The organism is Streptococcus sp. CM6 (assembly GCF_000526095.1).
Lineage (GTDB): Bacteria > Bacillota > Bacilli > Lactobacillales > Streptococcaceae > Streptococcus > Streptococcus oralis_BW.
In genome coordinates this window covers 15140-27266 of sequence record NZ_JATS01000016.1, presented here as the reverse complement: position 1 = coordinate 27266, position 12127 = coordinate 15140, and the positions used below count along the sequence as shown (strand labels likewise).

14 protein-coding genes are annotated in these 12127 nt (G+C 41.6%); 5 read left to right on the top strand and 9 right to left on the bottom strand.

All coding sequences use genetic code 11. The features are described from left to right. The coding region (locus tag HMPREF1516_RS04585; protein WP_033605895.1) for an SIALI-17 repeat-containing surface protein at positions 1-741 on the top strand (741 nt) is incomplete at its 5' end. Positions 742-810: 69 nt separating this feature from the next. Here the strand turns inward: HMPREF1516_RS04585 and mraY are convergent. The 4 genes from mraY to rsmH are packed head-to-tail and all read right to left on the bottom strand — an operon-like array spanning position 811 to position 5330. Next, the gene (mraY, locus tag HMPREF1516_RS04580) at positions 811-1791 is read right to left on the bottom strand and encodes a phospho-N-acetylmuramoyl-pentapeptide-transferase (RefSeq protein WP_000625796.1); all 981 of its coding nucleotides are present in this window, start codon (positions 1789-1791) and stop codon (positions 811-813) included. Between the two features lies 1 nt (position 1792). Continuing rightward, positions 1793-4048, bottom strand: coding sequence for a penicillin-binding protein PBP2X (gene pbp2x / locus HMPREF1516_RS04575; RefSeq protein WP_033605894.1), 2256 nt, complete (start codon positions 4046-4048; stop codon positions 1793-1795). A gap of 3 nt (positions 4049-4051) precedes the next feature. After that, entirely contained in the window at positions 4052-4369 is a 318-nt protein-coding gene (gene ftsL, locus HMPREF1516_RS04570; RefSeq protein ID WP_000840796.1) for a cell division protein FtsL, read from the bottom strand. A gap of 10 nt (positions 4370-4379) precedes the next feature. Beyond that, positions 4380-5330 (bottom strand): 16S rRNA (cytosine(1402)-N(4))-methyltransferase RsmH, encoded by a 951-nt coding sequence (gene rsmH, locus HMPREF1516_RS04565; RefSeq protein ID WP_000159423.1) that lies wholly within the window; start codon positions 5328-5330, stop codon positions 4380-4382. 162 nt (positions 5331-5492) lie between these two features. On the opposite strand from rsmH, the gene HMPREF1516_RS04560 reads away from it, so the two are divergent. The 4 genes from HMPREF1516_RS04560 to HMPREF1516_RS04545 are packed head-to-tail and all read left to right on the top strand — an operon-like array spanning position 5493 to position 7149. Continuing rightward, on the top strand, positions 5493-5687 hold the full coding sequence (locus tag HMPREF1516_RS04560) for a helix-turn-helix transcriptional regulator (protein ID WP_001082470.1): 195 nt from the start codon (positions 5493-5495) through the stop codon (positions 5685-5687). A gap of 15 nt (positions 5688-5702) precedes the next feature. Beyond that, complete coding sequence (locus HMPREF1516_RS09835) at positions 5703-6245, top strand: DUF3278 domain-containing protein (RefSeq protein WP_000712415.1); 543 nt, start codon at positions 5703-5705, stop codon at positions 6243-6245. Positions 6246-6255: 10 nt separating this feature from the next. Continuing rightward, entirely contained in the window at positions 6256-6597 is a 342-nt protein-coding gene (locus HMPREF1516_RS10115; RefSeq protein ID WP_033605893.1) for a hypothetical protein, read from the top strand. 12 nt (positions 6598-6609) lie between these two features. Continuing rightward, positions 6610-7149, top strand: coding sequence for a DUF3278 domain-containing protein (locus tag HMPREF1516_RS04545; RefSeq protein ID WP_000711212.1), 540 nt, complete (start codon positions 6610-6612; stop codon positions 7147-7149). A gap of 109 nt (positions 7150-7258) precedes the next feature. On the opposite strand, the gene HMPREF1516_RS04540 is transcribed toward HMPREF1516_RS04545, so the two are convergent. From HMPREF1516_RS04540 to HMPREF1516_RS04520, 5 genes are read right to left on the bottom strand one after another with little or no spacing between them, the layout of a single operon-like run. Further along, positions 7259-8260: a LacI family DNA-binding transcriptional regulator gene (locus HMPREF1516_RS04540; RefSeq protein ID WP_000412460.1), complete on the bottom strand. Its 1002-nt coding sequence runs from the start codon at positions 8258-8260 to the stop codon at positions 7259-7261. A gap of 59 nt (positions 8261-8319) precedes the next feature. Next, on the bottom strand, positions 8320-10221 hold the full coding sequence (locus HMPREF1516_RS04535) for an alginate lyase family protein (RefSeq protein WP_000657071.1): 1902 nt from the start codon (positions 10219-10221) through the stop codon (positions 8320-8322). Positions 10222-10242: 21 nt separating this feature from the next. Next, complete coding sequence (yajC, locus tag HMPREF1516_RS04530; protein WP_000381736.1) at positions 10243-10536, bottom strand: preprotein translocase subunit YajC; 294 nt, start codon at positions 10534-10536, stop codon at positions 10243-10245. After that, positions 10536-11354, bottom strand: a complete 819-nt coding sequence (locus HMPREF1516_RS04525) for a PTS system mannose/fructose/sorbose family transporter subunit IID (RefSeq protein WP_000148025.1) — start codon at positions 11352-11354, stop codon at positions 10536-10538. Before HMPREF1516_RS04525 ends, yajC begins: the two co-directional genes overlap by 1 nt. Further along, entirely contained in the window at positions 11341-12120 is a 780-nt protein-coding gene (locus HMPREF1516_RS04520) for a PTS mannose/fructose/sorbose/N-acetylgalactosamine transporter subunit IIC (RefSeq protein ID WP_000026610.1), read from the bottom strand. Before HMPREF1516_RS04520 ends, HMPREF1516_RS04525 begins: the two co-directional genes overlap by 14 nt. Positions 12121-12127: the final 7 nt, after the last annotated feature.

The window sequence follows — 12127 nt, the reverse complement described above, 5'->3', positions numbered from 1 at the left end:
ACTGCAGGGCAAGAGGAGGCCCCTACCGTAGAAAAACCTGAATACAATAAACCTATCGGGACTGCAGGGCAAGAGGAGGCCCCTACCGTAGAAAAACCTGAATACACTAAACCTATCGGAACTAGCGGAGATCAGGCTGCTCCGACCCTTAGACTTCCTGACTATCCAGTTCAAGTCTTGAAAGATAAGGAGACTGGAGTAGAAATCATCGGTGGAGCCAGCGACTTAGAAGGAATTTCTCACGTTTCTAGCCGACGTGTCCTAGCTCAAGAACTCTTTGGCAAGACCTATGATGCTTACGATCTACAGCTTAAAAATCCAACCAATAATAGCTTGCAGCCAAAAGGCTCTGTCTTAGTTCGCTTGCCTATTTCAGCTAACGTAGAAAATATCTACTACATCACTCCGACCAAGGAGTTGCAAGCCCTTGATTTCACCGTTCGAGACGGAAAGGTAGAATTCATCACTAATCATTTCAGTACCTATGCTGTCGTCTATCAAGCAACTGGAACAACCTCTAACACAGAGGAAAAACCAAGTACTTCAGATACAGAAACCTTGGCACACGAGGCTGAACAACTTTCAGCTAGTCCGAGCCTTGCGAAAACTGGAAATCATTCTTCTAAAGAAGAGCTTCCAGCGACAGGAGAAGCGTCCAACCCACTCCTCTTCTTAGCAGGACTCAGCCTAGCCCTTACAGCCACTTTTATGTTAAAAGGGAGAAAGGATGACTCCAACTAACCTTTAAACAAACAAAAACAGGATGAAGATCACCTTCATCCTGTTTTATTTTGTCATCAAAAGTTAGATTTACAGTAGGTATAAAAAGGCTAAGGTCAAGAGACTTGCTAGAAGCCCAACTCCCCAAAAGAAGAAGTCAACCTTCCACTCGCTCCAAGGACTGCCCTTGCCTGAGAATCCTCCAAGCTCAAAATGATGATGCACAGGTGTCATACGGAAAATACGCTTCCCACCACTAAGTTTGAAGTAGGTAACCTGCATCATAACAGAGCTTGTCTCAAAGACATAGATAATCCCAATCAGCAAAAGGGTCCATTCTTGGTGAAGGGCCATAGAGATTGCTGCCAACATCCCACCTAGAGCCAAACTTCCAACGTCTCCCATGAAGACCTTGGCAGGCTTGTGATTAAAGACGAAGAAGCCTAGCAAACCACCAATCATGGCAAGAATCACAAGAAGGATATCCAGTTGATTTTGCATATAAGCAATCACACCGTAGGCCGATAAGCTAATCACCACTAAAATACTTGCTAAGCCATCGATCCCGTCCGTCAGATTCACCGCATTTGAAAAACCAACTAGCCAGAAAAGGGCAAAGAAAATATAGAAAATCCCTAGATGTACTTGGTAGCCAAAGACTGAAAGCATATCGCCACCACGCTCATAAAAGAGGTAGAAAATCACTCCTCCAAGCAGCTGGAGAGCAAGCTTTTGTTTAGGATTCAATCCTTCGTTGATCTTACGGAAAATTTTGAGGAAATCATCCAAAAAACCTACCAAACCATACAAAACCAAGATAAACAAAATCATGCCAACATTGTTGGTCAATTGTTGGGTAAGGAGAGCAACCAGAAAGCTCACAACAACTGCAACAATCAGGAAGACAAGACCTCCCATGGTTGGAGTCCCAGCTTTAGCTTGGTGTTGCTTGACATCCTCGTGCATCTGCTGACCTGTAATCTGTGCTTTTCGATAAAATCGGATAAAGGCTGGAATACCTATCAAGGTCAATAGAAAGGCTAGAACTCCAGCACTAATGGAACTAATCATCTTAATCTCCTAAAGTTATTTTCATTTTTTTAATGTCTTTGAGGGCCGTATTGGCACGGACACTTTGTTTCTTGACCGTTTTGCCACTACCTTCCCACTCGACTTCTATATTTAGCCATTTGGCAAATGTTTGCACATTTTCATCTGTCCAGCCATACATATCAGGCATTTCTTCGACCTTATCAGATAGGATCAAGATCTGCTGATTGGCCTCCAAATTATCTCCTTCAGAAACCGAGAGCTCCTTGATCTTGGTTCCTGTTCCGATAACGATTGGTTGGACAAGGTTACGACGCAATTCCTCTGCTAAGTCACCCGGAGTAAAGTCCTTGGTAGCTGGCATAGCATAGCTTGTCGTCTTGCTGACCTGATCCAAATTCTTAGCAGTTGACTGAAGATTGAGGGATTCTTTCATGGCAGAAGCTCGCTCAAGGATTGGGTTTGCAAACTCCCCAAGCTGAACACCCGAATAATGCTCTGGCTGTTGCACCGTCACATAGAGGATAAAGTCAGGATTTTCTGCAGGATGCATCGACACAACAGAGAAGATATAGTTGGTTTCACCTGTAAGGTAACCCCCATTCTTCTCATCAGCAATCTGAGCTGTCCCTGATTTCAGGGCGACATTCTGACCTGGAACATTGACATTTGGTTTTCCTGTGCTGTAGTTGTACATGGTACCGTAGACAGGATCTGTCCCGACCATGACCATGTGATCCCGAGTAGAGGAAGCTGCCGCTTTTGACACAGGATTTCCGACGATTTCCTTTTGAGACTTACGAACAGACTGGTCATTTGGATCATAGAGAGCACTGATAAATTTCGGTTCCAACATAACCCCATCGTTGGCAATAGCTGTAAAAGCACGAAGCATCTGGGTCTGGGTAACAGAAATCCCTTGTCCAAATGCACTCATAGCAATATTGACAATGTTATCCGCAGGTAATTGACCTGTGTACTCATCTGTCAGACCAAAACGGGTCGGTACCCCAAACTTAAAGCGATTGAGATAGTCCAGCCAGGTTGCATCTCCCATCTTTTGCTCAAGTAAGGTCATCCCGATATTACTTGAGTGGGCAAATCCTTGAGAGAAAGTCATGGTGCCACCACTGGTCAATCCTTCATTGACGTCCCAGTCTCGAATGGTCGCATCAGCTAGTTTCAATTCACTACTGTTAAAGTATTCCCCACCAGGAAAGGTATTGTTATCAATGGCTGAGGCCAACATCATCACCTTCATGGTTGACCCTGGCTCATAGTTACTTTGATAGAGGATATCACGCCAGACAAAGTCTTTTGTGATGCCATCCTTGGTATCAGCATTAAAGGTCGGCCGTTGGGTCGTAGCCAGGATTTCCCCTGTCTTAGCGCTGACCAAGGTAGCTGTCATATACTTGCCTTTTACCTTTTCCTGAAAGGCATCCATCTGCGTTTCCATAAAGGATTGCAAGGGACTAGAAAGGGTTGTGTAGACATCTTTTCCATCTACTGTTTGTTGGGAAGCTTGATCTGTACCCGGAACAATATTTCCCAAACGATCCTTCTCATAGGTGATGATCCCATCTGTACCTGCAAGAATGCTATTTAAAGAACTCTCCAAACCAGATGTCCCAATCAAACGCTTGGTTCCATCCTCATTTTCATGGAGTTGCGCTAAACCGATAAAGGAAGAAGCAAACTGTCCATTGGGATAACTGCGATTAGGGCTGGTTGTAAAGTCAACCCCCTCAACCCCAGCTGTTTTGAGGTCATTTTTAATGGCCATCATATTGGCATAGGTAATCCCATTTCCCTTGGTACCAAAGGATACCTGTTTTAGATCTGGCTGAGAAAGCTGTTCTTTGACATAGGACTCCTCCATATCCAGATACTTATGGAAAATTTCAGCTACCTTATTAAATTGAGAATCCTCTACATAGAGGATTTTACCTGTTGCTGACTTGTAGGTCTTGTCAATAACGGCATAGATATTATAAGATGTCGCATCTTCTGCAATAGGCGTACCATTACGATCGTAGATGGTCCCCCGCTTGGCTGGAATCGTCTTGGTTGTTTGGTGAACCTTTTTGGCTTCTTGAACCAAGTCCTTACCAAATTTTTTACCCGTTCCGATAATGACCGCAAAGTTGACCAAAAAGACAGCGAAGAGTATGACAGCCAATAAACTCAGGCTTTTCCCTACTCTTCTGCGGTTTTCTTCTGGAGATTTACGATTACGAACGGCATAACGGATGATTTTTTCTTTCCACTGTTTCATTTCTTACTCCGTTGCTCGGATATTTTCATTATTCAGCTGTAAATTCTTAGAGTTTGCAATTTCTTTCAAACGTTCTGAACGAATCAATTCATTGACCTCTTGCTTGGCATCGTCTAGCTCGGTTTTCTTTTCTTCGATTTGAGCATTGACCTTGGTCAATTCATTCTGAACTTGTAATAGCTTGGTCTGCATAAACACAACGCTAATTGCCAGGATAATCATTGTTGCAGCAATCGAAACATAGAAGGCCTTTTCCACACGTGAAAAACCTTTGAACTTCGTTTGCAATAACTGGCTTGTTTTTTCGATTCTTTCTGCCATGTTTTTCCTCTTACTTGTGAATTTTTCTAGCCACGCGCAACTTGGCTGAATGCGAACGATTGTTGGCTTCTAGCTCTTCAGCACTTGGCAAGATTGGCTTGCGGGATACCAATTCCATCTTGGGCTTAAGGTCATCCGGAATGAAGGGCAAGCCTTTGGGAACTTCCACTGTTGAAGCTTCTTTGAATAATTGCTTGGTCAAGCGGTCTTCCAACGAATGGAAGGTAATGACCGAGATTCTACCATCCAAAGCCAGCATGTCCATGGCCTGCTGGATGGATTCATCTGCAGCGCCCAGCTCATCATTTACTTCGATTCGGATAGCCTGAAAAATCTGCTTGGCAGGGTGTCCCTTTTTCTTGAGCTCCTTGGCAGGCTTGGCCGACTTGATAATCTCTGCCAACTCCGTCGTCGTCTCAATGGGTTTCACCTCACGCGCTTGCTCAATCTTACGAGCTATCTGTTTAGAAAACTTATCCTCACCATACTTGAAAAAGATCCGAACCAAGTCATGATAGTCATAATGATTGACCACCTCATAGGCCGTCAGACGAGCTTCCTGATTCATCCGCATATCCAGTGGCGCATCCTTTTTATAAGAAAAGCCACGTTCACGCTGATCTAGCTGAGGACTGGACACTCCCAAGTCATAACAAATTCCATCAATTTCCTGGACACCAGCCTCCTGCAAACGTGCCTGCAAATGACGGAAGTTATCCTTGATAAAGGTTACCATCCCCTTTTCGATATAGGATGCCAACCGTTTTTGCGCATTGTCAATAGCATTCTGGTCCTGGTCAAAGGCATAGAGATGCCCTTTTTCGCTCAATTTACTTAATAAATATTCGCTATGGCCTGCTCCACCTAAAGTCGCATCAACGTAGATACCGTCAGGTTTTACGTCAAGCATATCAATCGTTTCATGAAGCAAGACCGTTACATGATGAAATTCTTTTGTCATATCCTATCTATTTTACCACAAATCTGACCAGCTTGCACTTGTCAGACAAGGCTAAGTTTCTTCGAAAATAATTCTCAAAAACATGTCATATATACTTGACATCTCATCTCCAAAAGAATATAATATAGTCAAATATATACGACACATCAGAAAGGAGACCCTATGAATCGTGTGAAAGAATTCCGCAAGGAACTGGGCATTTCCCAGCTCGAGCTCGCCAAAGATATCGGTGTCTCGAGACAGACCATCAACATGATTGAAAACGACAAGTACAATCCAACCCTGGAACTCTGTCTCAACCTCGCCCGCAGCCTCCAAACTGACCTTAATAGTCTTTTTTGGGAAGACGATTTTTAAAAAAGGAGCAAACAAATGAAAAAAGAAACTCTCACTGAAAAACTCATCAAACGCATATACGGTATTTCTGGTCCCCTTGACGAACACAAACGGCGCGAGGCCGATCGTATCGGGAATCAGGTCTTTATTGTCCTCTTTTATCTGATGACATTTGGCAATCTTATCCCGCTCGTTCTTGCCTATAAATACCCACAAATTGTCGCTATCGGTTATCCTCTCGTGGTGTTTGGCATTTCGATGGTAGCTGCCCTCTATGTGGTCTCTCAAACCAAGAAAACGGGCATCACAGCTATTGATCCCGAAATGCTGAGTCAAAAAGAAAGTAAACAGCTACATTTTCCGGGTCTAAAAGCCGGTCTGATCTACGGCATAGCGATATTTTTTATAATGCCACTCATCGATACCCTAACCAGTGAAAATCCAAATTTCATCAGTTCTCTTCTGAATTCAAAACATATTTTAAAAACTATACTGGGAGCGTTCTTTTTTGGACTGATGATGCAAATTGTTATCTCTCTTCGCATTCAAAAAGCAAAGAAAGACCAAGAAGACGACTAGGAGGTATCTTATGAAATCACTAGCTAGACTACTGATCAGTCATGTTTTTATCAGTATCTTTGTTACATTTTTCCTACTTTCTGGACATATTGAGCATCCTTTCTTGATTATCTTTCTTTTATTCCTTCCTGTATTGAACAAGGGACAGAGATTCCAGAAAATCCAATCAAAAAAAATACGTCTTCTAAACGCATCTCTCTGTTTTATCCTCGTATCCTTTCCACAACTTTTAACAAATCCTATGGATTGGAGATACCTGGTATTTCTAATAATCTGTATCATTTTTAGTTTGGTTTACTTCTATACTCTCTATCAACTCTTTAAAGAAATCAATCAAAAATTGCTCATTTAGGAGGTTACTCCCATGAAAAAAGAAGATTTCACCACTCGCTTACTCAAACTATTCTTTCACATACAAGGCCCTTTTGATGAATGCCGCCAAGAGATAATCTACAGGGCTTGTGCCCGTGCCTTGATCCAAATCGTTTACTCCTCCCTCCTACTCTTCTTGTTCTATCTCCTATTTGGACGCTTCATAGAGTTGGTTCGAGAGGCCATGCCTTACCTCTATTTTGGACTTATCTTCGTCCTCTCATCTAGGGCGAAACTAGCAGTTCGCGACTTACATTTAGACAAGGATGACCAGTCCGAAATCCATCACAAAAGCTACAGCAAAAGCCAAATCAACGTTCGTAGTTGGGGTGTATTCATCAGTATTCCAATTGGCTTGTTTGTCTTATCAGCCTTTCACAAACTCTTTGTTCAGCATCTTCCCTTAGATACCTTTTGGGACAATCTCTCCCAGTTCGATAAAATGCTCCCTTTACTAGTCTTGGGTTTGGGAATTGGTGCCATCTTTGGAACCATGACCTATACCTTTTTATCGGAACACGTTAAAAAATAGACAAAGATTCGCTAATTTCTCATTTTATAGACAAATAATCCCAGCCAGCTCATGCTAGATGGGATTATTTTATTTCTTAACAGAGGTTGCAAGTTATTTCCCTTTCATCTTAGAAAGTCGACTCTTTCCAACTCACACTACAATCCAAGACTTGTTGCCTTTCTTCTTGATTGCGGCCTTCAATCTGGTCAATCAAAATCTTTGTAGCCTGTTGTCCTTCTTCAAAGGCGGGCTGAACCAATGTCGAAACACTTGGAGAAGAAAAGCAAGTCCACTCCGTATTGTCAAAACCAATCAACCCAACTTGTGGCAAGTTATAATTCAACTCTTTGATAACGGTAAAGACTAGAGGTAGGGCCCAACAGTTAGGGACAAATACCAGAGTTTTTTCATCGGGATTGATTTCTTTTTGTAAAAATTCCTTAATTTGTTCCAAATTCGTATGCTTATCTTCAATGGTTAGACTAGCGTGGCGCATATTAGCATCTGTTAAAGCATCCACAAAACCACTTGCCCGCTCAATCCGAGTACTCAAACGACTCGTATCCGCTGTAATCAAGAGAAAATGCTCATAACCTTTTTCGATACAGGACTGGGTCATGTCATAAACGGCATCATAGTTATTGGTTTTGACCCAGCTAGTCCGGTGTTCATAGAGCTGACTATCAAAAAAGACCATTTTCTTCTTTTTCTCATCGATAATACGAGAATATTTTCGGAAATTAGAGGTCGGCTGAATAATAAATCCGTCTACTCCCAAGAGAAGCATGCTTTCAATATACCTGTCCTCACTCTCTTGGCTGTAATTACTATTTCCTATCATTACCTGGTAGCCATTCTGGCTGGCGATATCCTCAATTCCCTTAACAATTTGGTTTGAGAAACTGTTGGTAATATCACCAATCAAGACACCAATTAATTTTGTTCGTTTGGAGTTTAAGCTACGCGCAACAATGCTCGGTTTGTAATTTGTTTCATGAATAACTTTTTCAATCTTTTCACGTGTCTCTCGGGACATTTTTTCATATTTCCCGTTTAGGTAAAATGACACGGTTGTTTTCGAGGTCTGAGCCATTTCTGCAATGTCTTTTATGGTCAGTTTCTTCTCCAATCTAAAACACCTCCTACTAATACTTAGTATAACATATTTACTGTTCAAAAAGCCTATTTCTAGCACTGCAAGCGAATCATTCTCTCATTTATTTTATCATATACTAGACATTTTCCACGCATTTTTGTTCCGTCAACGAGGCACAATTTTTCACCTATACAAATATCCTCGCTTAATAACAGAATCAGCTTGTCTGTTTCGTCATTTTTCACTTCAAAAGCCAGAGCATTTTCTACTTCATGACCATCTGTCTGGTAGACAGAATGACGGGTGATTTCAAAACTCTCATGCGCAATGATGGTATAATCCAGCATCTGATTCTCAAAGAATTGGTGTTTGGTGAGTTTGCTACTTTTTTCAAGCTCATTGTATTTAGGAGAAATAATGGTATCTTCCAAATCAAAATCAACTTCACTCCATAGTTTCAACTGATTGATTTTCCCATCTTGATAGGTCACATCCTTGTCAAGGATAAACTGAGTCAACGACTCATGCTGACCTTGACACCTGATGTCATCTACAAAGAGCCACACATCCTCTGCCAACATGAGGATTTTTCTCCTGTGAAGATAAGGCAAATCAGGTTCTGCTGACCAATAAGCCCCCTCAATATAATGCACTCCCTCCCTTTCTTTATGGTGACAAAACAGGGAGTGAGGATAGTATTCATATTCCCAGGATCCCGTGATTCTTTCCGGAGCTTTCCCATCTACAATGCAGGTCGAATGACTCCAAGCACTCTTTAAGAGATAACGTTCATCTATCTCCCGATAAGAATAACGCCCAGCATCTATGAAAATCGGTTGGCCTTGATACTGTAAGCAAAAACTATTCTCGTCACTATGGCTATGGGCACTTCCCAGCGGACCGTTTTTGAAAAATAGATAACGATGTTCATCCTTAATGCAGACATGCCCAGAGTCTTCAAAGATCCTGAACTTAGGCTGCCAAGCTATCTTTTCAAATTCCTGCAGTTGCTTGACCTTTTCTCGCCCCAGAAACAAGAGACTAAGCAAATCGATTTTAAGATCCAGACCGTTAAGAAGATCTTCCTTGTTCAAAACCACAGCAGACAGGCTCAAAATTTCTGTTGTTTCTGTAGAATCACTATCACCAAAAGCTAAGGTCCGTCCATCTAGACCTGTCATCATCTGAATGTAAGTCGCCATCTTTTCCAGCAGCTCTTGAAAGCTATCTTGCAAGTCTGGAAGCAAGAGACACAAGTCCAGCAAGGCTTTATAAACCTCTACATGATAGAGAATCGACTGTTCAAACTGGCTTCCATCTTCTAAAATCTGCGTCTCGATCTGCTGTTTCAACTCCTTTGAAGCAAAATGGTAAGCTTCTTCTAGGTCCATCTTATCTGAAAAGAAATGATAGGTTGCAAGCATCGGAATAGTTTGTAAAATCCCCCAGTTACTAAGGGTGTACTTGGCGCGATAGTGGCTTCTCATAAAGTCAATCTGCTTTTCTAGACTGACCAAAATTTTCTCTAGCTCTTCCTCCTCTAGCAAGTCAAATTTCAGGAGGAGCAAGAGTAGTTTCAACCAAGTAAAGGAACGAATACCCGTATCCAAGGTTCTAGTCATCAAAGACTGAGGAGAAAACTCTCTCACCTGCTCAATCCAATCAAATAGAAAGAACTTGCACTTTTGGATATAGTCCTCATCTCCTTCTACCAGATACCCTATCATAAACTGCAAGAGATATTCTTGTCGATTGAGCATATAAGCCCATTCTGGATCATCTTCAAATACTTGATCCCATACCATCGGCTGGATTTGATGGATTTTTGAACAAGGTTCCATATCCCAAGGACTATCAAACATAAAACGATTGTCCATCAAGCGCTCAAGGGAACGCTTGACCTTCTCATAGTCTTTTGAACAGTGGGACAAGATATAGTCACGACATTGGTCCCCATCGACTCTTTCAAAAAATTGTCTTCTTTCTTCTTTCATTATCTATTACCAGAAAAAGAACTACTTAAAAAGCAGTTCTTTTGTCTTTCCCATTACACTTTCCTTTTCTACATAGATGACGACTCCTTTTGCAATCTGCAAAGAGATCAAGTCATCTTTGATAGAAATGATTTTTCCATGAATTCCAGACAATAACAACACTTCATCACCAGATGTTAAAGAAGCTAAATACTCTTGTCGTTGCTCCATCTGTTTGCGAAGCAACTTTTGCTGACGAATAGAATGAAAGCTTGACAGTAAAAGGGGGCTCACTGCCAAGACAATCACTATCCCATAAAACAATGTCGTATCCATTAAGCTAGAATCTTAAGCCAGCTTCCGATAATTCCGATGATAACTGTTAAAATAACGAGTTTATATGTTGTCCATTTCTTTTCTTTGATCAAGTAGTAAACTAAAAGTGTAAATAGGGCTGGTAGAAGAGCTGGAGCAACCTTATCAAGCATTCCCTGAATACTGACAATACTTTGTTTAGCGTCTGCTTTAACTTCCCCTGCAGCAAAGGTGATTGGCACCATAATCTTAACAGATGTCGCTGCCAAACCAGCAATTACGGTTACACCGATAATATTGGCAATACGAGAAATCGTTGCCATCTGCTCGCTTAGTTTATCAATCACAGTTGTTCCTAGTTTGTATCCATACAGACCAGTTGACAATTTAATCGCTGTCAAAATTGTATTCATCGCAAGGAAGAACAAGATTGGACCGACAACCAAGCCTTCTTGAGCAAACGAAGCTGCGATGGTTGAGAACAATGGAGCTAAACAAAATTGAGAGAGAGAATCCCCAATACCTGCCAATGGTCCCATCAAGGCCATCTTGATGCTACGTGTTTCTTTTGCTGGTCGGCCATTTTCCAACATTACAAGGTGCAAGCTGGTAATAAAAGGCAGGAAGTGTGGGTTGGTATTATAGAATTCACAGTTTTCTTCCAAGGCTTGGTAGAAACCTTCCTGATCCTCTCCATAGTGTTTTTTCAAAGCAGGATACATTACATTGGCATATCCCAACCCTTGATAGTTACTATAGTTAAATCCATTTTGTAAAAAGAATGCCCGCAAAGACGTTTTAAGATAATCACGTTTTGTTAATTTGTTAGATCCAGTCATCGTGTGCTTCCTCCTCTACCACATGATCCGCTGTTTTTGGCTTGTTATAAAATTCAATCAAAGCAAAGATAGTACCTACAATTGCAATACCAATTGTTGGGATGTTTAGATAAGCTGCACAAACATATCCCAACAAGACAAACGGAATCAACTCTTTCTTAGCCATCACTGACAAGATCATCGCAAAACCGATAGCTGGGAGCATTTTACCAGCAACTGTCAAACCTGTAAGCAATACTGGCGGAATGTAATCTACGAGTTTCAACAAGGTATCCATTGAAAGGGCACCCAAGCAACCCAAGGTAAAGCCGATAAAGGCAAACAACCAAATTGTTGCATTTAGAGTGAACTTGAATTTCTTCAAATTATGGTTTTTCAAGTGCTTCATCGCCGTTTCAGGCGCACCAGCACGTACAGTATAGGCGAAAGTTTGTAAGAATTGAATCGCCACAGCAATCGGAGTGGAGAGGGCAAGAGCCGCTTCTGGACTGACTTTACCAGCACTAGTGATAGCCATCAAGGTACCAAAGATACCAGGTCCGATTGGGTTTGGTGGAACCGTACCTCCAGCACCAACACCGAATCCCATATAAGCCAATTCACCAATAGCTCCCATTGCAAGAGCAGTAGGCAAATCACCTAGAATAATTCCGACACCAAACGACAAAACAATACATCTATTGGTGTAAATCCCTAACAGCATTCCACTAAAACAGAAAGCTGTCCATAATCCAATTAAAATCGCTTGAAATACATTAATCGACATAACGATC